This is a genomic window from Streptomyces sp. B21-083 (assembly GCF_036898825.1).
In the GTDB taxonomy this organism is placed as follows: domain Bacteria; phylum Actinomycetota; class Actinomycetes; order Streptomycetales; family Streptomycetaceae; genus Streptomyces.
The window spans coordinates 3,358,492-3,378,077 of the sequence record NZ_JARUND010000002.1 but is presented as its reverse complement, the minus strand read 5'-3'; the positions used below and the strand labels follow the sequence as shown (position 1 = coordinate 3,378,077).

Sequence of the window (19,586 nt, the reverse complement as noted above, 5' to 3'; positions counted from 1 at the left end):
CGGACACCGGTCGGCTCCCCACCTCTTCAGCCATTCCGCCAGGGAAACCTCCCACGTCCGGAAACGGAAAACCCCCCGTGTCTGCCTCATCTTTCTCCCGCATGCGGAGACCGAGCGCCGCGCTGTCGCGCTGGCTTGGCCGTGGCGCGCTCGTCGTCTCCCTCTCCGTCCTTTCCCAAGTCGTGGTTCCCTCGGGCTACGACGTGGCCGCTCAGGCCCAAACCTCGGCAGCCCGCAAGCAGTTGGAGGGTCAGGCCGAGGCGAAGATCGACAAGGTGGGCGTGCTCAAGCCCGGCACGTCCAAGGCCCCGAAGGACCAGGCAGCCGCCGCTTCTCACGAGACGCGTGAGCGGCTGAAGCACGCCGCATGGCCGAAGGCCGGGAAGGCCACCGCCGAGGTCTCGGCGACTCGCGAAGCCGCTGTCACCGTCGGCGGGCTCGGCATGACGATGGCCCAGGAGCCTGCCGTCCCGGTGGGCAAGTCGGCGAAGAGCAAGAGGGAAACGAAGGCCACCGGCCCGGCCGAGAAGGTGGCGCTCAGCGTCCACTCCCAGTCGGCCGCGAAGAAGGCGGGCGTTAACGGCGTCCTGCTCACCCTCGACCCGGCTAGAACCACATCCGGAAAGCCCGCTCATGACACCGACAAGCTCCGGGTCTCCCTGGACTACTCCTCCTTCAAGGACGTCTACGGGGGCAACTTCGGCCCCCGCCTGCGTCTGGTGACACTCCCGGTGTGTGCGCTGACCGCCCCGGAGAAGAAGTCCTGCCGCACCCAGACCCCGGTGGCGGGTGCAGACAACGACGCCGCGTCCCAAACCCTGACCGGCGCCGTCTCCGCGCGCGCCCTCGCAGCCGGCACCCCGATGTTGTTGGCGGCAGCGGCCGACAGCTCGGGCGGCGGAGGGGACTACAGCGCCACCCCGCTGTCTCCGACCGCGACCTGGGAGGCCGGCGGCAGTACGGGTGACTTCACCTGGAATTACCCGCTGCGGGTTCCTCCGGCCACAGCTGGTCCGGCCCCGAACCTGTCGATCTCCTACAACTCCGCCTCGGTGGACGGCCGTACGGCCGGGGAGAACAACCAGACCTCCGTGATTGGCGAAGGCTTCTCGATCACCGAGTCCTACATCGAACGCAAATACGGTTCCTGTAAGGATGACGGCCAGTCCGGCAAGGGCGACCTGTGCTGGAAGTACGCCAACGCCACCCTGGTCCTCAACGGGAAGGCGGTAGAACTGGTCAACGCTTGCACTGACAAGGCGGCCTGCGACACCGCGGCTCTGTCGCAGGCATCTGGAGGCTCATGGAAGCTGAAGAACGAGGACGGCACCCGCGTCGAGCACTTGACCGGCGCTACCAGCAACGGCGACGACAACACCGAGTACTGGAAGGTCACGGACGCCTCTGGCATCCAGTACTTCTTCGGCAAGCACCGGATGCCCGCTTGGAGCGACAACGGTACTGCCGCCGACGACGCGGTCACCAACTCGGTGTGGACGGTCCCAGTCTTCGGCGACGACTCCGGCGAGCCCTGCTACAAGTCCACCGGCTTCGCCGACTCTTCCTGCAACCAGGCCTGGCGCTGGAACCTGGACTACGCCGTGGACCCTCACGGCAACGCTTCCACCTACTGGTACACCAGAGACCCGAACTACTACTCCAAGAACGCCGACACCACCGTCAACGGCACGCTCTACTATCGGGGCGGCTACCTCAACCGCATCGACTACGGCCTGCGCAGCGACCTGATCTACGCCAAGCCCGCCGCCCAGCAGGTCAGCTTCACCTACGCCGAGCGCTGCGTCGTTTCGGGTGGCTGCTCCAGTCTGACGGCAGACACCAAGGCCAACTGGCCCGACGTGCCCTTCGACATGATCTGCGCGGCCAGCACCAAGTGCACGACCCAGATCGGCCCGGCCTTCTTCACCCGCAAGCGCCTCACCGACGTCACCACCTCGGTATGGACCGGCACTGGCACCACCCAGCGGGAAGTGGACACCTGGCACCTGGAACACAGCTTCCCCGACCCCGGTGACGCCTCTTCGGCGAGCCTGTGGCTGAAGTCCATCCAGAACACCGGCAAGGCCAACACCACGGCGGCAGACATGCCGCCGATCGTCTTCGGCGGCATCCAGATGCCCAACCACGTCGAGGGCAGCGGCCCGGACACACTGCGCTACATCAAGTGGCGGGTGCGTACTATCAAGTCCGAGACCGGCTCCACCCTCACCGCCAACTACTCCGACCCCGACTGCATCTGGGGTACCAGCATGCCGACGGGCGTCGACAAGAACACCCGCCGCTGCTACCCGGTCAAGTGGTCCCAGTCAGGGGCGACTCCGGTCACCGACTGGTTCCACAAGTACGTGGTCACCTCCGTCTTCCAGGACGACCCCTACGGCCACGGCGACACGGGGGAGAAGTATTACGACTACCAGGGCGGCGCCGGCTGGGCCTACGCCGACGACGAAGGTCTGACCAAGGCCTCCAACCGCACCTGGTCGCAGTGGCGTGGCTACGGCAAGGTCGTGGAGACGTCCGGCGACGCCGAGGGCCCGCGCAGCAAGAAGTCGACGCTGTACATGCGAGGCCTCAACGGCGAGAAGGAACTCGACGGCACTGCCCGAGTAGAGAAGGTCACCGACTCCAGCGGCAGCGCCATCGACGACTCTCGCCAGTACGCCGGCTTCGTCCGCGAGACCATCGTCTACAACGGCACCGAGGAGCTCAGCGGAACCATCAACTCCCCCTGGTCCTACAAGACCGGTAGCCACACCTACAGTTGGGGCACCACCGAGTCCCGCATCGTCCAGGCCGACGAGACCACCACCCGCACCAAGACCTCCACCGGCACTCGCACGGTCAAGCAGAAGACCACGTACGACACCACATACGGCATGCCGATGACCGTGGAGGACAGCGGCGACGCCACCAAGACCGGCGACGAGTCGTGCGTGCGGACCAGTTATGCCCGCAACACCTCGGCCTGGCTGGTGAACACGGTCTCGCGCACCGAGACCTACTCGGTTCCCTGCACGACCAGTCCGGTGATCCCCGACGACGTCGTCTCCGACATCACCACGGCCTATGACGGTCAGACAGTCGGGGTGGCGCCCACGAAGGGTGAGATCACCGCTTCCTACCGGGTATCCGACTACAACGCGGTGGACAAGACCCCCGTCTATCAGCGAGTGTCCAACTCCACCTACGACAAGCTGGGCCGACCGCTCACCGCGACCAACGCCCTTAACCGCACGGCCAAGACGACCTACGTCCCCGACGACACCGGCTACGGTCCGTTGACGTCCAAGACGTCCATCGACCCCGACCCCAAGCTCTTCACGTCCACCACCGAGGTGGACCCAGCCTGGGGCACGGCCACCAAGACAACCGACCCCAACGGCAATGTCACCGAGTGGTCCTTCGACGCGCTCGGCCGCCTGCAGTCGGTCTGGATGCCAAACCGTTCACGCGGGCTCGGAGACGTTGCCAGCATCGTCTACGCCTACAGCATCAACAACAACAAGGAGACCTGGGTCCGTACCGACGCACTCAAGGCGGACGGGAAGACCTACAACAGCTCCTACGAGATCTTTGACGGTCTGCTGCGGTCCCGCCAGAAGCAGGCTCCCGCCCCGAACGGCGGCCGGGTGATCTCCGAGACGCTCTATGACGACCGCGGCCTGGCGTACGTCTCTAACGGCCAGGTCCACGACAACAGTGCGCCCTCGGGCACGCTTGCCAACACTTTCCAGGGTTCAGTCCCTGCCTCCACCGAGACGGTCTTCGACGCCGCCGGCCGCGCCATCGAATCCATCTTCCGGGTCTATGACCAGGAAAAGTGGCGCACCAAGACCGACGAGCAGAGCGACCGCACCGCTGTCACCGCCGCCGCAGGCGGTACCGGCACCCTGACGACGGTCGACGCCCGCGGCCGGGTCACCGAACGCCGTGAGTACGGCGGCCCCGTCCCGACCGGCACCGACTACACCCGCACCCTGTACGACTACACCCCCGGCGGCCAGCTCAAGAAGATGACCGGACCGGACGGAGCCGTCTGGACGTACGGCTACGACCTACGCGGCCGCAAGACCACCTCCACCGATCCCGACAAGGGAAAAGTCGACACCACCTACAACGACGTCGACCAGCCGCTGACGGCCACCACAACCCTCGACGGCGTGTCCCGCACACTGATCACCGACTACGACGAACTTGGGCGCAAGATCGGCACCTGGGACGGGGCGAAGGACAACGCCCACCAGCTGACCAAGTTCACCTACGACTCGCTGGCCAAGGGACAGCCGACCGCCTCGATCCGATACGTCGGCGGTACCGCGGGCAAGATCTATTACCAGATTGTCACCGGCTACGACACTCTCGGCCGCCCCAAGGGCACCAGGACCGGTATCTCCGCCGACGACGACCTGGTGGTCAAAGGCGGAGCATCGCAGACGTTCACCACGTCCACCGCCTACAACATCGACGGCACCGTCCAGTCCACCTCGATGCCTGCGGTGGCTGGCCTGCCCGCCGAGACCGTGACCAACAACTACAACAGCCTCGGCATGCTCACCGCCTCCGACGGCATGACCGACTACGTCCAGAACATCGGCTACTCCCCGTACGGCGAGATCGAGGAGACCCGCCTTGGCACCTCCACCGGCGCCAAGCAGCTCCAAATCCTCAACCGCTACGAGGACGGCACCCGCCGACTGACCAACACCCACACCGTTGACCAGACCAACACTGGCTACACCAGCGACAACGACTACGTCTACGACACCTCTGGCAACGTCAAGTCGATCACCGACAACGCCAACGGCAAAGACACCCAGTGCTTCGCCTACGACGGCTACCGCCGTCTGACCGACGCCTGGACCCCGTCCTCCAACGACTGCGCCACCGCCCGCTCGTCGAGCGCCCTCGGGGGGCCGGCCCCGTACTGGACCAGCTGGACCTTCAAGCCCGGTGGGCTGCGCGACACCCAGACCGAGCGCAAGGTCACCGGTGACATCACGACTGGCTACGGTTACCCTCCCGTCAACGCCTCCGGCGCTGGCCAGCCTCACACCCTGACCTCCGTCACCGTCAACGGCGGCACCGCCAAGGCGTACACCTACGACGAGCAGGGCAATACCACCAAGCGCTACGGCACCACCGGCACCGCACAGAGCCTCGTGTGGGACATCGAAGGAGAACTCAGCCGCCTCACCGAAGGCACCAAGACTACCGACTACCTGTACGACGCCAACGGGGCACTCCTGATCCGTCGCGGCCCCGGCAAGACCGTCCTCTATCTGGCCGGTCAGGAACTCCACTACGACACGGGCGCCAAGAAGTTCACCGCCCAGCGCTACTACCCGGCTGGCGATGCCACCGCCGTCCGCACCGAGACCGGCCTGTCCTGGATGGTCGACGACCACCACGGCACCGCCTCAATGACGGTGGATGCTACGACCCAGGCCGTCACTCGCCGCTACACCAAGCCCTTCGGTGAGGCTCGCGGCGCGACGCCATCTACTTGGCCCGACGACAAAGGCTTCCTCGGTAAACCCGCCGACGCCGACACCGGACTCACCCACGTCGGTGCCCGCGAGTACGACCCGGCCACCGGACGCTTCCTCTCCGTCGACCCAGTCCTCGCCCCCGAGGACCACGAGTCCCTCAACGGCTACGCCTACGCCAATAACACCCCTGTCACCATGTCCGACCCCACCGGCCTGCGGCCGGTCACGGACTGCGAGCGTGGCTGCAGCGACGGCAACGGCGGCCGATACCACGACTACATGACGATGGGCCCGGGCGGGACCTGGGTCTACCACTCCACGCAGACCTACACCCAGAGCTTCCAGTACCAGAAGGCGGGCGGCGGCACTGGAAGCGGCTCCATGACCGTCACAGTCCGCACGGACGGGGGCCACAAATCGGCGCAGGTGGTGTTCAAGAAGGGGCCTGACCCGAAGCCCAAGCGGAATGACGGCAACTGCAATGCCTGTTGGGCGATGGGTACGAATCCGCACTACGACCCCAACGCCAACGACCTGCCAGACACGGGGAAGCTTGCAACCTGGCAGAAGGTTGTGCTGGGTCTCGTTGTCGGGGTGGCGGTAGTCGTGGCCGCCGCGCCGGTCGCTGTCGCTCTGGGCGAGGGATGCCTGGCCACGGCCCCGGTGTGCGCCGCGGAAATCGCGGAAATGGTGACTGGCGGCGCATCCGGCGGAAGCGCCGTAGTAGGGGGCGGGATCGTCGCGGCTGGTGCGAAGACACTGGCGGCGGGCGGCAAAAGCTTGGGTGAGAGCCACGGGACCCTCAGTGCTGCGCAGCGGCTGCTCGCCTCCATAGGTCAGGAAGGTAAGACCGCAGGGGTTCTTGAACTCGACGGTACGTTGATCCCCTTGGTGTCGGGGAAGTCTTCGCTGCCTAACTATGCTGCGAGCGGGCACGTCGAAGGGCAAGCGGCTTTGATCATGCGAGAGATGGGCGCAACTAATGGCAGGCTCTTGATCGACAACCCCGGTGGAATCTGTGGCTACTGTACGTCGCAGGTGCCCACCCTGCTGCCTGATGGAGCGGTACTGGAAGTCGGGACTCCGTTGGGGACGGTGACCCCTTCGGCTCGATGGAGTGCCAGTAAGACAATTGTTGGGAATGATAGGAATCCCAAACCGTGGCCTAGGTGACGAAAGATATTTCGGAGGTGAAAGATGAGTGCGGTGTGGTCGATGACATCCCTGGATTCTGGTCGGTTTAATCCAGGTGAGAGATGTTCGGAACTGCGCGATCTGACGGATGATTTCAACGAATTGCGCTCTCGCGATCAGGGATATCTGGAGGTTCGGTTGCCAGATAGTGCATTCCCTCAGCTAACCCTAAGTTTCCGAGGCGATCAGGCGGTAATCCACCTCTTCGCTACTGAAGAGAGCGTGTGCCTTCTCGTCGGGGATGGACTTGTTCCATCAGAGGCAACCGTCGACGTACCAGTCATGGATGATCTTGCGGTATTCGCGGGTGACTTCATCCTAAGTGTCGATCGCGCGTGGGATGTTGTGCGGAATTTCGTTCAAGCGGGGACGTTTGAGGGACTGGGAGAATGGTGTGAATTGTAACGGAAGGGAGGGTCTAGAGATCTTCAACGGCTGAGGTTACGGCGGTTGGAAGTCGAGCCCGGTCTTGGCGATGAGGCCCTCGATGAGGTGGGGCCGGTACTGCATCCGTTTGAGCCGGGTCTTCACCAGTGCGGTGAGCTCGTCGAGGCTGTGTTTGGTGAGGTTGGCCAGGGATCTCTTCAGGTGCGACCAGACGCCCTCGACCGGGTTGAACTCCGGCGCGTATGGCGGCAGCTGGTAGACGGTCAGCCATGGTCGCGCCGCGATCAGCCGTCGCATGGTGTGGCTGACGTGTGTATTCAAATTGTCCCAGACCAGGACGATGGGGCCGCCGAGCTGCTGGTGCGCGGCATCGAGCAGGCGGGCGTAGTCGGTCTCGGTGAAGCCCTTGCGCCAGCCTTTGGCGGGGCCGCGGTCAAGGTGGATGCGGTAGACCAGCCGCGGCCGGCGGCCGGCCTTCGTGCAGATCAGTGCCGCCATCGAGACCCGCTTGGTGCCCGCGGCGGTGACCTTCACGACGGGGGTGCGGCCCCGGCGGCCCCAGGTTCGGCCTTTGGGCGGCCTCAGGCCCTGGCCTGCCTCGTCCTCGAAGCAGAGCCAGGCGCCCAGGTCCGCCGCCCTCTTTTTATGACGGGCCACTGCTCGTCCTTCCACGCGGCGATCCTCGGCTCGTCCCGCTCATTGGCCTTGCGGCTCGGGACCTGCACGCTCCAGCCGATGCGGTGCAGCAGCAGGTCCAGCCCGGCCAGGGTGTAGTCGACCCCGAAACGGCGTCGCACGATCTCGCTGATGCGGGCCAGCGTCCAGCACTGGTCACTCCAGCCGGAGGCGGCAGGCCCGGCCTTTAACACCGCCTCCAGAGCTCGCAGTTGTCCGGCGCCGAGTTTGCAGCGGGCGCCGCCGGGGCCTCTGGACACCAGCGCCTGGCGGCCGCCCGAGACCAGGGCCCGGCGCCAGCGGTTCGCCGACATACGGGTCACCCGGAACCGCCGGGCCACCTCCCGGTCACTGGCCCCCGCCTCGATCAAGTCAGCTGCCCTGAAACGGACTTGTTCACGCCGATCGCGCTCGTCGGCCGTCAGTCCTCCGCCATCGGGATACCTCACACTTCCGGCATAGCGCAGCCCACACCAACCATCACGACCCCACGTAACCCACACCGTTAAAGATCTCTAGCGAGAGTGAGCATTTTTTATCCTCAATCTGACACGGCAGCTGTAGTTCCTTGATCGGTAGGGTGTTGTTACTGGTCAGGTTGTTGTGGTGGCGGTGATGTTGTTCCATCTGCGGTGGGCTTCGGCGGCTTGATGTTGGTGGTCACGGCGCATGCCGGACTAGTACAGGAGGTGGTCGCGTTGGGGGTGGGGCAGGGTGGCGATCTGCAGGAGTCGGAGCAGTTCGCGGCCGCTGACCGGGACGAGTTCGCTGTCGGCGGTGGTGGCCGTGGTGGTGCGGGTGACGGCCAGGACGGCGGCGGCGCATGCTGATCAAAGTCCAGCGCATCCAGGAGGTCCAACGGGTGGTCTGGTCCAGGTCGTAGACGCCCTTGGCGGTCTGGAAGTCCTCCTCAACGCGCCACCTGCAGCACGCCACATCCCAAGATCGGGCAGGGTGACGGGAGTGGCCGAGTGGCAGCGGTAGAAGGAGAGTTCACGGGCGTAGCGGTGACGGCGAACCAGGACACCTGCTTTCCGGGGAGTCGGGTCCGACCGGGCTGAAGAGGATTCCCGAACGAGATGTCAGTCTGCGCGAGATCAGGTGGCTCGCTGAGGTCAATATCGACCGTATGGCGTTGGAAGCGCGCTGGGACAGTCCGGAGATCGTCCAAGACGATCTCGCGGAGTGGTTCTGCTTCGCTTTCTCTCCGGCGGAAGGCGAGGCATTCTTTCTACAGCGGGAGGTGGACCATCCTCCTGCGCCTCAGTTCGGCCTCAGCGTGACCAGGGGTCTATTTACCGCAGACACAGCCGGTCGGATTGTCGAGTCCCTGGGGATTGCCGGGGCGCGGGTGGCTCAGGTGAACGACGAGCCTGCCCCATAGCATCCGGCGTGCCGGGTACGGTCCCTCCTTTCCGGGAAGGCCCGCGCCGGGCAGAGCTGGCCCGTTGTCGTTGGGGCAACAGCTGCTCGGCGGAGGTGGGGCGGTTCGCTGTGACGCGCTGAACGTCCTGTGGATCACGGGGTGTTCAGGCTGAACAGAGGAGCAGGCCGCCTCTGAAAGCTTGCGGCCCTGCTCGCTGAGGGCCACACATGCCGACTGCATGAGTGGGCGACGCCTCAGCCTTGATTCCGCTGACAGGAGACAAGGTCACGGTCGGACGACATCCTGCCGCGGTCGAGGTGCTCGGTCCGCGGAAAGTGCGACACGCCCTGACCTTTGAGTAACCCACTTCCGACAAATGTGGCGGAGTGGTTCGTGACGCGGGGGCAGCAAGGCCGGGGGTAGTGCGTGTTGTGCGCCGAGTCGCAGCTTTCAGGGGTGCCGATACCATGCCCACATAATGATCGGCGAGCGTGAGGAGGCACACGCATGCGAGACGAGAGCGAGAGCGGGACACCGCAGGACGACTGTCTGTTCTGCAAGATCGTCGCGGGGCACATCCCGGCGACGATCGTCCAGGAGACGGACACCACCGTCGCCTTTCGGGACATCAATCCCCAGGCGCCGACGCACATCCTGGTGATCCCCAAGGTCCACCACCCCGACGCGGCCTCCCTCGCCGCCGCCGAACCGGGTATCGCCGCCGATGTGCTGCGCGAGGCCGGGGAGATCGCCGGTGAGGAGAAGCTGGACAGCTACCGCATCGTCTTCAACACGGGCAGCGGCGCCGGCCAGACCGTCTTCCACGCCCACGCGCACCTCCTCGGTGGGCGCGGACTGCAGTGGCCGCCCGGATAACAGGCCATGTCCGCACGTGAATTGGTGGTCCTCGGCACCGCCAGCCAGGTACCCACCCGGCACCGCAACCACAACGGCTACCTGCTCCACTGGGACGGCGAGGGACTCCTCTTCGATCCCGGCGAGGGCACGCAGCGCCAGATGCTGCGGGCCGGGGTCGCCGCCCACGACGTCAACCGGATCTGCGTCACGCACTTCCACGGGGACCACTCGCTCGGGCTCGCCGGGGTCATCCAGCGCATCAACCTCGACCGCGTCCCGCACGAGGTGACCGCGCACTACCCGCGCTCCGGGCAGAAGTTCTTCGACCGGCTGCGGTACGCCACCGCCTACCGCGAGACCGTCCAGATCAGCCAGGTGCCGGTCGCGGGGGAGGGTGGTGTGCTGGCGACGGCTGGCAGTTATCGGCTCGAAGCGCGGAAGCTCTCCCACCCCGTCGAGTCCTACGGCTATCTCCTCGTCGAGCCCGACGGGCGGCGCATGCTGCCCGAGCTGCTCGCCGAGCACGGGATCAAGGGGCCGGACGTCGGGCGCCTCCAGCGGGAGGGCTCCCTCGGGGCCGTCACCCTCGACGACGTCAGTGAGCTGCGGCGCGGACAGCGGTTCGCGTTCGTCATGGACACCCGGTTGTGCGAGGGGGTGCACGCGCTCGCCGAGGCGTGCGACATGCTCGTCATCGAGTCGACCTTCCTGGATGAGGACCAGCAACTCGCCGTCGATCACGGGCACTTGACGGCAGGGCAGGCAGGGGCGGTCGCCCGGGACGCCGGCGTTCGGCATCTCGTTCTCACCCACTTCAGCCAGCGCTACTCCGACCCGGCCGAGTTCGAGCGGCAGGCGCGGGCCGCCGGGTTCGAGGGGGAGCTGACCGTCGCGTACGACCTGCTGAGGGTGCCGGTTCCGAAACGGCGGTAAACCGGTCGTACGATTCTTTGATGTCCCTCCCCAAAGCCGAACTGCACCTCCACATCGAAGGTACCCTCGAACCCGAGCTCGCTTTCGAGCTCGCCGCGCGTAATGGCGTGTCGCTGCCGTACGCCGACACCGAAGAGCTCCGGAAGGCGTATCTCTTCGACGACCTGCAGTCCTTTCTGAACCTGTACTACGAGCTCATGGCCGTCCTGCGCACCGAGCGGGACTTCGAGGACCTCGCGAACGCCTATCTCGCGCGGGCCGCCGCGCAGGGCGTACGGCACGCGGAGATCTTCTTCGACCCGCAGGCCCACCTCGCCCGGGGTGTGAGCATGGGGACCGTCGTGGAGGGGCTGTGGCGGGCACTGGGGGAGAGCGAGTCCGCCCACGGCATCTCCACGCAGCTCATCATGTGCTTCCTGCGCGACGAGTCCGCCGAGTCGGCCATGGAGACGCTGGAGGCGGCCAAACCGTATCTCCACCGGATCGCCGGTGTCGGGCTGGACTCCGCCGAGGTCGGGCATCCGCCGGTGAAGTTCCGCGAGGTGTACGAGGCCGCCGCCGGGCTGGGACTGCGGCGCGTCGCGCACGCGGGGGAGGAGGGGCCGCCGGAGTACATCACCGAGGCCCTCGACATCCTCGGCGTCGAGCGCATCGACCACGGGCTGCGCTGCATGGAGGACCCGGAACTGGTCGCGCGGCTCGTCCGGGACCGGGTGCCGCTGACCCTGTGCCCGCTGTCCAACGTACGGCTGCGGGCCGTTGACGTACTGGGTGAGCATCCGCTGCCCGCGATGCTCGACGCGGGTCTTCTCTGCACCGTCAACTCCGACGACCCCGCCTACTTCGGCGGATACGTCGGCGACAACTTCGGGGCGGTACGCGAAGCCCTGGGCCTGGACGAGGAGCGGTTGCGGGAGCTGGCGCGGAACTCGTTCCTGGCGTCGTTCCTGGAGCACGACGAGGAGCGGCGGGCTCGGTATCTCGCCGAGGTGGAGGCCTACGAGTTCGCGCGGTGACCGCGGTGACCGAGGTTCCGGGGGCGTGGCCGGAGTGGAGTGACAGCCCGCTGTCAGTGGTGTGGTGCAGACTGGCCTGAATCCGCACCATCGTCAGGGAGCGCACCGTGATCGCGTCCACCGCGTCCACCGGAGAGGGATCGTCCTACCGTCAGGCCCAGGTCGATCCCCTGGCCGCCCTGCGCGCGCCCGGCGAACCTCCGTGGGACGTGTATCTGACGGGCACCGTCTTCCTCGACATCATCTTCACCGGCCTCGACACCGCCCCGGTGCGCGGCACCGAGTCCTGGGCGCGCGGGATGGGGTCCAGCCCCGGCGGGGTCGCCAACATGGCCACCGCGCTCGCCCGGCTCGGCCTGCGGACCTCCCTCGCCGCGGCCTTCGGCGACGACCACTACGGCGAGTACTGCTGGGACGCCCTCGAACAGGGCGAGCACATCGACCTCTCCACGTCACGCACGGTCCCCGGCTGGCACTCCCCGGTCACCGTCTCGATGGCGTACGAGGGCGAGCGCACGATGGTCTCCCACGGCCACGAGCCGCCCCCCGAGGAGCCGTCTCCGGAGTGCCCGCCGCACGCCCGGGCGGCCGTCGCCTCCCTCACCCCGGGCGTCCGCGCCTCCTGGATCGCCCAGGCCGCCCGCAAGGGTGCCCGAATCTTCGGCGACGTCGGCTGGGACGACACCGGCCGCTGGGACCTCGCCGGTCTCGCCGACCTGGAGCACTGCGAGGCCTTCCTGCCCAACGCCGAGGAGGCGATGCGCTACACGCGCACCGACTGCCCCCGCGAAGCCGCCCACGCCCTCACCGACCACGTACCGCTCGCGGTCGTCACCCTCGGCGCGCAGGGCGCGTACGCGGTGGACGGGCGGACGGGAGAGACCGCCGAGGTGCCCGCCATCGCCGTCGAGGCCCTCGACCCCACGGGCGCCGGCGACGTCTTCGTGGCGGGCTTCGTCACCGGCACCCTCGCGAACTGGCCGCTCGCCGACCGCCTCGCCTTCGCCGGCCTCACCGCCGCCCTCTCCGTCCAGGACTTCGGCGGCTCCCTGTCCGCGCCCGGCTGGTCCGAGATCGGGGCCTGGTGGCGCGAGATCCAGTCGTACGAGGAGCAGGACCCGGCGGCTCTTCGGCGGTACGCGTTCCTGGCGGACCTGGTGCCAAGGAGCGCCAGACCGCGCCCCTGGCCGCTGCGGCGCGCCGTTCCGACGATCGGATTCCGCAGATCCGCCTGAGCGCGTACGGAGGGCCACGGGGTACGTACACCGGACCGTGAGCTAAAAGCCCTACGGCGTTGTCAGTGCACCGACGTAGGCTTGGAGCGGAAGGCTACCCACGTGGTTAGCGTGCCTCATTGAGGAGGTCGTGCAGGCCTACAGGGCCGGCCCATGACTCAGACACCCACAGCTCAGCCCCCTGCGCGGGGGCAGGCACGAGCGCAGTTCACCGTCCCGCCCGCGCACCCCATGGTGACCGTGCTGGGTTCCAGCGACAGTCTGCTGCGCGCGATCGAGAAGGCCTTCCCGGCGGTCGACATCCATGTCCGGGGCAATGAAGTCAGCGCCGTGGGCGAAGCGGTCGAGGTCGCCCTCGTCCAGCGCCTGTTCGACGAGATGATGCTGGTGCTCCGCACCGGACAGCCGATGACGGAGGACGCAGTGGAACGCTCGATCGCCATGCTCAGAGCGAGCGGGAACGGGGAGGGCGACGGCCAGGAGACCCCGGCCGAGGTCCTCACGCAGAACATCCTGTCCTCGCGGGGCCGCACCATCCGTCCCAAGACCCTCAACCAGAAGCGCTACGTCGACGCCATCGACAAGAACACCATCGTCTTCGGCATCGGTCCGGCCGGTACCGGCAAGACGTATCTCGCCATGGCGAAGGCCGTCCAGGCCCTCCAGTCCAAGCAGGTCAGCCGGATCATCCTGACCCGCCCGGCGGTGGAGGCGGGCGAGCGGCTCGGCTTCCTCCCGGGCACGCTGTACGAGAAGATCGACCCGTATCTGCGCCCGCTGTACGACGCGCTGCACGACATGCTCGACCCCGACTCGATCCCGAAGCTGATGGCCTCGGGCACGATCGAGGTGGCGCCGCTGGCATACATGCGTGGCCGTACCCTCAACGACGCCTTCATCATCCTGGACGAGGCGCAGAACACCAGCGCCGAGCAGATGAAGATGTTCCTCACCCGGCTCGGCTTCGAGTCGAAGATCGTGATCACGGGTGACGTGACGCAGGTCGACCTCCCGTCCGGGACGAAGTCCGGTCTGCGGCAGGTGCAGGACATCCTCGAAGGCCTCGACGACATCCACTTCTCGCGGCTCACCTCCCACGATGTCGTCCGGCACAAGCTGGTCGGCCGTATCGTCGACGCGTACGAGAAGTACGACAACGAGAACGGTACGGAGAACGGCACCCACAAGGGTGCCCGGGACAGCCGCGACAAACGGAAGTAGACAGACCAGCACCATGTCGATCGACGTCAACAACGAGTCCGGAACCGAGGTCGACGAGCAGGCGATCCTCGACATCGCCCGCTACGCGCTCGCGCGGATGCGCATCCACCCGCTCTCCGAACTCTCGGTGATCGTCGTGGACGCCGACGCCATGGAGCAACTGCACATCCAGTGGATGGACCTGCCCGGTCCGACCGACGTCATGTCCTTCCCCATGGACGAGCTGCGCCCGCCGTCGAAGGACGACGACGAGCCGCCGCAGGGGCTTCTCGGTGACATCGTGCTCTGCCCCGAGGTCGCCGAGAAGCAGGGCAAGGAGGCCGAGACGCAGCACTCCATGGACGAGGAACTCCAACTCCTCGCCGTCCACGGCGTGTTGCACCTCCTCGGCTACGACCACGAGGAACCGGACGAGAAGGCCGAGATGTTCGGCCTCCAGGCCGCCATCGTCGACGGCTGGCGCGGCGAGCGGGGGATGACCGGCCCGTCGCCCGCCCCGACGGTGTCATGACCCCCCAACTCGTCACCGGTGCCATAGCGCTGGTCGTCGTCGCCTGGCTCGCCGCCTGCGCGGAGGCGGGCCTCGCGCGCGTCTCCAGCTTCCGCGCCGAGGAGGCCGTCCGCGGCGGTCGGCGCGGCAGCGCCAAGCTCGCGCAGATCGCCGCCGACCCGACCCGCTATCTCAACGTGGCGCTGCTGGTGCGCGTGGTCTGCGAGATGGCCGCCGCCGCGCTTGTCACCTACGCCTGCCTGCAGAAGTTCGACGAGACCTGGCAGGCCCTCGCCGTCGCCATCGGCGTGATGGTGCTCGTCTCGTACGTCGCGGTCGGCGTCTCGCCGCGCACGATCGGGCGTCAGCATCCCCTCAACACGGCCACGGCAGCGGCGTACGTCCTGCTGCCGCTGGCCCGCGTCATGGGGCCGATCCCCTCCCTCCTCATCCTCATCGGCAACGCCCTCACCCCCGGAAAGGGCTTCAGGCGCGGCCCGTTCGCCTCCGAGGCGGAGCTGCGCGCGCTGGTCGACCTGGCCGAGAAGGAGTCCCTGATCGAGGACGACGAGCGCCGCATGGTGCACTCCGTCTTCGAGCTGGGCGACACCCTCGTACGGGAGGTCATGGTCCCGCGTACGGATCTGGTGGTCATCGAGCGGTACAAGACGATCCGGCAGGCCCTCACCCTCGCGCTGCGCTCCGGGTTCTCGCGCATTCCGGTCACCGGGGAGAGCGAGGACGACGTCGTCGGCATCGTGTATCTGAAGGACCTCGTCCGCAAGACGCACATCAGCCGGGACGCGGAGAGCGAGCTGGTGTCGACGGCGATGCGGGCCGCCGCCTTCGTGCCCGACACGAAGAACGCCGGTGACCTGCTCCGCGAGATGCAGCGCGACCGCAACCACGTCGCCGTCGTCATCGACGAGTACGGCGGCACGGCCGGCATCGTGACCATCGAGGACATCCTTGAGGAGATCGTCGGCGAGATCACCGACGAGTACGACCGTGAACTCCCGCCCGTCGAGGAGCTGGGCGACGAGCGTCACCGGGTCACGGCCCGCCTCGACATCACCGACCTCGGCGAGCTGTACGGCCTGGAGGAGTACGACGACGAGGACGTGGAGACGGTGGGCGGTCTGCTGGCGAAGGCGCTGGGCAGGGTACCGATCGCCGGGGCCTCGGCTGTCGTGGAACTGCCCGACGGACGCGAGCTGCGACTCACGGCGGAGGCAGCGGCCGGACGCCGGAACAAGATCGTGACGGTGCTGGTGGAGCCGACCGACCCCGCCGGGGCGTCGGAAGAGGAGAAGCAGAGGAGCGAGTCGTGACTCCGCAGGAACTGCGTGCCTTCTGCCTGTCCTTCAACGCCGCTGTCGAGGACTTCCCGTTCAGCCCGGAGATCTCGGTCTTCAAGGTCCTGGGCAAGATGTTCGCCCTGTCCTGGCTGGACAACCGGCCCCTGACGGTCAACCTGAAGTGCGACCCGCAGGACGCGATCCGGCTGCGGGCCGAGCACCCGGGGCTGATCATCCCCGGTTACCACATGAACAAACGGCACTGGAACACGGTGACGGTGGACGGGGAGTTGCCCGGGCAACTCGTGCGGGAGCTGGTCGAGGACAGTTACGACCTGGTGGTGGCCGGTCTGCCGCGCGCGGAGCGGTTGCGGCTCGACCGGCCCTGACAGGCCCTGCGGACAGGCGCTGCGAACGGGTCTCAGTACGGCAGGATGCGGCCCGACGGGGTCCTGCGGTCGATGGGAAGGTCGCGGGGCGAAGGAGCGCTGGGCCGACGGATGACGCGGATGCGGGTCTGGCGGTTCATAACGCCTCCTCATGGCTCGCGGTTCCTGGGTCATGCCCTGATCGCCCGCACCTGATACCTGTTCTTGTGTGACTTCCTTGTGTCATGAAGCCTCAGGTGGCCTCAGCAGGGGACAAACCGCGTAAGTATGCTCTTGGCATGACCGACAGCAGCGCGCTCGACCTCGATCCCGAGGACCGCAAGATCGTCACCCTGGCCCGCTCCGCCCGGGCCCGCAACGGGGTTCCCGAGGGGGCAGCGGTACGGGACGAGACGGGACGTACGTATGTCGCCGGTACGGTCTCCCTCGACTCGCTGGAACTGAGCGCGCTGCGGACGGCGGTGGCGATGGCGGTGGCGTCGGGCGCGAAGTCGCTGGAGGCGGCGGCGGTCGTGACCGACGCGGAGGATGTACCGGCGGCCGACCTGGCGGCCGTACGGGATCTGGGCGGGCCCGCGACCCCGGTGCACGTGGCCGCGCCGGACGGGGTGCTCCGGCTGACGGTGTCCGCCGGCCGAGGTGAGGCCGGGGAGCCAGGCTGAGGGTTGCTCTTCGGCCACTTTCGCGGTCCCCCGGAAGAACCAGCAGAGTGTCTCTTGTAATCGCGAGCTACCCACGCATCAATGGAACCCGCTCTTCCGACGGACCGTCAGATTCCCCCGCGCGGCGCCCCGCACCCGCCCCGCGGCTGACCGCACCCGGCCGTCGTACCCCCCACGTCGCAATTCCCCACATGGCAATTCCCGTACCAGGGAAGGGAATCCGATCGATGAGAAGCACGTCAGTACGCCCGCCTGCGAGCAGGCGACTTGGTATCGGTGCGGTACTCGCGGCGGGCACGCTCGCCGTCACCGGTCTGGCCTTCGCGCCGGCCGCTGCGGCGGTCGCCCCCACCAGCGCGACAGTCACCTACAGCTGCGGTCTGTTCGGCGGTGGTTCGACCGTTCTCTCCGCAACCCAGTCCGGCACCTCGGCCACCATCACCGTCACCTCGAACATCAACGCCCCCCTCGCCCTCGCCGCCGACTCCATCGCCTCCACACTGACCTTGGGCAAGGCCGGCGGTGGGACCACCGCCTTCACCGGCACCAAGAACCCGGCCACGGCCAGCGGAACCCCGGTCGTCGTCGGTCCGTTGACCGGCACCGTCGCCTCCGGGGACAGCCTGGACGCGGGCGGCGGCACCCTCAAGATGGTGCTCTTCGGCATCACCGTGACCTGCACCCCCACCGGAAACCAGTCCCCGGGACCGTTCGTCTACGCGTGACGGTCCGTCTCCCCGCACCCTTCTGAAGTGCGGCCGGCGTCGCTCGCTTCGCAGCGGCGCCGGCCGTTTCCGTCCGGAAACCCGGGAACCGACGAGAACTGATGGGCCGTCAGTTCACTTTCGGTGAGCCCCCGTTATTTGGTGAGATGGCATTGACTTCTCACACAACCTGCACATCAATGGCCCCCTGTCGGCGCAGACGAGCCGCTGCGCCCGCATCCCTCAGAGGGGGCAACCATGGCCAATTCGGCATCCATGGGTTCGACCAACCGAAGACGGCGCTGGGCCGCGCTGCTCGGGGCGACCGCGCTGGCGGTCACCGCGGGCGGTGCGCTGGCCGTCCCGGCCGGCGCGCTCACCACGGCGTCCGCCGCCGTGGACTACGCCACACACTGCGTGCCGCCGCCGATCGCGGGCCTCCCGCCCATCGACGGCACCACCACCGGACAGATCACGGTGGACAACACCGCGCCCAAGGTCGGCGACACCGTCACCGTGACGTACACGGTGGTCAAGCCGGCCGCGAGCAATCCCACCGATCTCGCCCTGCCCGCCGACATCATGACGCCCACCGGAAAGGTCACCCTGGGCGGAGCACAGACAGGCGACATCACCGTCACGGGGCCCAAGAAGAACGATCCCGTGCCCGGCAAGGGCGCTTTCCCGCCGTTCTCGATGACCGGCACCTTCACGGTCACCAAGCCCGGCGCGATCACGCTCTCGCCCAGCGACTACAACATCCACACCAGCTACATCCTTGAGCTGGACACGCCCTGCACGCTCCTCACCCCGCCCGCGCCCGTCTCCGAGACGATCACGGCGACGGACGGGACCCAGACCAACACCCGTGCCATCACGCTGGGTTCGGCCTCCGGAGCACCCGGGGCCGGGGTCACCGTGAGCGGCACCAACTTCACCGCCGGTGCCACGGTCACACTCGCCGGCCGGTCCGGGGGCTCCCAGACCGCCGACACCGCGACCGTGACCGCCGACTCCCAGGGCGCCTTCAGTGGCACCCTCGCCGTCAGCGACAAGACGACGACCGGGGTCGTGGCGTACGAGGGCAGCGCGTGGAGCGACAGCAAGGGCGCCGGTCCGGCCGCCTACGTCGTCATCGACGACACGCCCATTCCCGACAACAGCCAGAAGCTCACCACCATGGTCAAGGCCGGTGATCTGTCCATGACCCAGGCAGGGGACTCCGTCCAGCTGTCGACGGTCGACTTCGGCAAGGGCGGAGCCTCGAAGGCCCCGCTGCAGACGGTGACCGTCAAGGACTTCCGCGGCGGACCCGCGGGCTGGTCGCTGACGGGCAAGGTCACCGACTTCACCGGACCTGGCGCCAAGATCGGTGCCGACAAGCTCAGTTGGACCCCGGCCTGCGCCACCAAGGCCGGCAGCCCCAGCAACTGCCAGGCCGGTTCCCCCGGTGTGGTGGGCGGTACGGGAGCCACCCTGGCCTCCACACCCGACGGAACGGTCACCGGCGGCGAGTTCACCGTCGACGCCGGACTGTCGCTGGACGTACCGGCGTTCACCCCGCCGGGCACCTACTCCGGCGTACTCACCCTCACCCTCACCTGAGCGACGTCCGACCCGACAACGCTCAGCCGATCAACGAGCACAC

General features: G+C 67.4%; 14 protein-coding genes. 13 read left to right on the top strand and 1 reads right to left on the bottom strand.

The genetic code is table 11. The annotated features are described in order from the left end of the window. Positions 1 to 101 precede the first annotated feature (101 nt). Entirely contained in the window at positions 102 to 6,683 is a 6,582-nt protein-coding gene (locus QA861_RS39115) for an RHS repeat-associated core domain-containing protein (protein ID WP_334593576.1), read from the top strand. 462 nt (positions 6,684 to 7,145) lie between these two features. Here QA861_RS39115 and QA861_RS47315 read toward each other — a convergent pair. Continuing rightward, positions 7,146 to 8,215, bottom strand: a protein-coding gene (locus tag QA861_RS47315) for an IS630 family transposase (RefSeq protein WP_443041635.1) whose coding sequence is annotated in 2 segments (ribosomal slippage) — positions 7,146 to 7,729 and positions 7,729 to 8,215 — 1,071 coding nt in all. Because the reading frame shifts where the segments join, the coding sequence is not laid out codon by codon here. Positions 8,216 to 8,416: 201 nt separating this feature from the next. Here QA861_RS47315 and QA861_RS39100 point away from each other — a divergent pair. The 12 genes from QA861_RS39100 (at position 8,417) to QA861_RS39045 (ending at position 19,543) form a co-directional block, all read left to right on the top strand. Beyond that, positions 8,417 to 8,596: a hypothetical protein gene (locus tag QA861_RS39100; RefSeq protein ID WP_334593573.1), complete on the top strand. Its 180-nt coding sequence runs from the start codon at positions 8,417 to 8,419 to the stop codon at positions 8,594 to 8,596. A 1,043-nt stretch (positions 8,597 to 9,639) separates the two neighbouring features. Continuing rightward, positions 9,640 to 10,008: a histidine triad nucleotide-binding protein gene (locus tag QA861_RS39095; RefSeq protein WP_334593572.1), complete on the top strand. Its 369-nt coding sequence runs from the start codon at positions 9,640 to 9,642 to the stop codon at positions 10,006 to 10,008. Positions 10,009 to 10,014: 6 nt separating this feature from the next. After that, the gene (locus QA861_RS39090; protein ID WP_334593570.1) at positions 10,015 to 10,923 is read left to right on the top strand and encodes a ribonuclease Z; all 909 of its coding nucleotides are present in this window, start codon (positions 10,015 to 10,017) and stop codon (positions 10,921 to 10,923) included. A 20-nt stretch (positions 10,924 to 10,943) separates the two neighbouring features. Next, positions 10,944 to 11,939, top strand: coding sequence for an adenosine deaminase (locus QA861_RS39085; protein WP_334593569.1), 996 nt, complete (start codon positions 10,944 to 10,946; stop codon positions 11,937 to 11,939). A gap of 107 nt (positions 11,940 to 12,046) precedes the next feature. Beyond that, complete coding sequence (locus tag QA861_RS39080) at positions 12,047 to 13,174, top strand: carbohydrate kinase family protein (RefSeq protein ID WP_334593568.1); 1,128 nt, start codon at positions 12,047 to 12,049, stop codon at positions 13,172 to 13,174. A 153-nt stretch (positions 13,175 to 13,327) separates the two neighbouring features. Beyond that, the gene (locus QA861_RS39075) at positions 13,328 to 14,395 is read left to right on the top strand and encodes a PhoH family protein (RefSeq protein WP_334593567.1); all 1,068 of its coding nucleotides are present in this window, start codon (positions 13,328 to 13,330) and stop codon (positions 14,393 to 14,395) included. Between the two features lie 13 nt (positions 14,396 to 14,408). After that, positions 14,409 to 14,906 (top strand): rRNA maturation RNase YbeY, encoded by a 498-nt coding sequence (ybeY, locus tag QA861_RS39070; RefSeq protein WP_330291048.1) that lies wholly within the window; start codon positions 14,409 to 14,411, stop codon positions 14,904 to 14,906. Beyond that, positions 14,903 to 16,216 (top strand): hemolysin family protein, encoded by a 1,314-nt coding sequence (locus QA861_RS39065; protein ID WP_334593565.1) that lies wholly within the window; start codon positions 14,903 to 14,905, stop codon positions 16,214 to 16,216. Before ybeY ends, QA861_RS39065 begins: the two co-directional genes overlap by 4 nt. Further along, complete coding sequence (locus tag QA861_RS39060) at positions 16,213 to 16,572, top strand: MmcQ/YjbR family DNA-binding protein (protein WP_334593564.1); 360 nt, start codon at positions 16,213 to 16,215, stop codon at positions 16,570 to 16,572. Before QA861_RS39065 ends, QA861_RS39060 begins: the two co-directional genes overlap by 4 nt. A gap of 278 nt (positions 16,573 to 16,850) precedes the next feature. Beyond that, a complete protein-coding gene (locus tag QA861_RS39055) occupies positions 16,851 to 17,234 on the top strand; it encodes a cytidine deaminase-like protein (protein ID WP_334593563.1) in 384 nt (127 codons plus the stop codon). 227 nt (positions 17,235 to 17,461) lie between these two features. Continuing rightward, positions 17,462 to 17,959 (top strand): hypothetical protein, encoded by a 498-nt coding sequence (locus QA861_RS39050; RefSeq protein WP_334593562.1) that lies wholly within the window; start codon positions 17,462 to 17,464, stop codon positions 17,957 to 17,959. Between the two features lie 255 nt (positions 17,960 to 18,214). Further along, positions 18,215 to 19,543, top strand: a complete 1,329-nt coding sequence (locus tag QA861_RS39045; RefSeq protein ID WP_334594988.1) for a beta-xylosidase — start codon at positions 18,215 to 18,217, stop codon at positions 19,541 to 19,543. Positions 19,544 to 19,586: the final 43 nt, after the last annotated feature.

Excerpts from the sequence above, each read along its gene's own strand:
- QA861_RS39075 (WP_334593567.1), top strand. The coding sequence starts at position 13,328 with ATGACTCAGACACCCACAGCTCAGCCCCCTGCGCGGGGGCAGGCACGA.
- QA861_RS39085 (WP_334593569.1), top strand. The coding sequence starts at position 10,944 with ATGTCCCTCCCCAAAGCCGAACTGCACCTCCACATCGAAGGTACCCTC.
- QA861_RS39100 (WP_334593573.1), top strand. The coding sequence starts at position 8,417 with ATGTTGGTGGTCACGGCGCATGCCGGACTAGTACAGGAGGTGGTCGCG.
- QA861_RS39055 (WP_334593563.1), top strand. The coding sequence starts at position 16,851 with ATGACCGACAGCAGCGCGCTCGACCTCGATCCCGAGGACCGCAAGATC.
- QA861_RS39050 (WP_334593562.1), top strand. The coding sequence starts at position 17,462 with ATGAGAAGCACGTCAGTACGCCCGCCTGCGAGCAGGCGACTTGGTATC.
- QA861_RS39115 (WP_334593576.1), top strand. The coding sequence starts at position 102 with ATGCGGAGACCGAGCGCCGCGCTGTCGCGCTGGCTTGGCCGTGGCGCG.
- QA861_RS39045 (WP_334594988.1), top strand. The coding sequence starts at position 18,215 with ATGGGTTCGACCAACCGAAGACGGCGCTGGGCCGCGCTGCTCGGGGCG.
- QA861_RS39090 (WP_334593570.1), top strand. The coding sequence starts at position 10,015 with ATGTCCGCACGTGAATTGGTGGTCCTCGGCACCGCCAGCCAGGTACCC.
- QA861_RS39095 (WP_334593572.1), top strand. The coding sequence starts at position 9,640 with ATGCGAGACGAGAGCGAGAGCGGGACACCGCAGGACGACTGTCTGTTC.
- ybeY (WP_330291048.1), top strand. The coding sequence starts at position 14,409 with ATGTCGATCGACGTCAACAACGAGTCCGGAACCGAGGTCGACGAGCAG.
- QA861_RS39065 (WP_334593565.1), top strand. The coding sequence starts at position 14,903 with ATGACCCCCCAACTCGTCACCGGTGCCATAGCGCTGGTCGTCGTCGCC.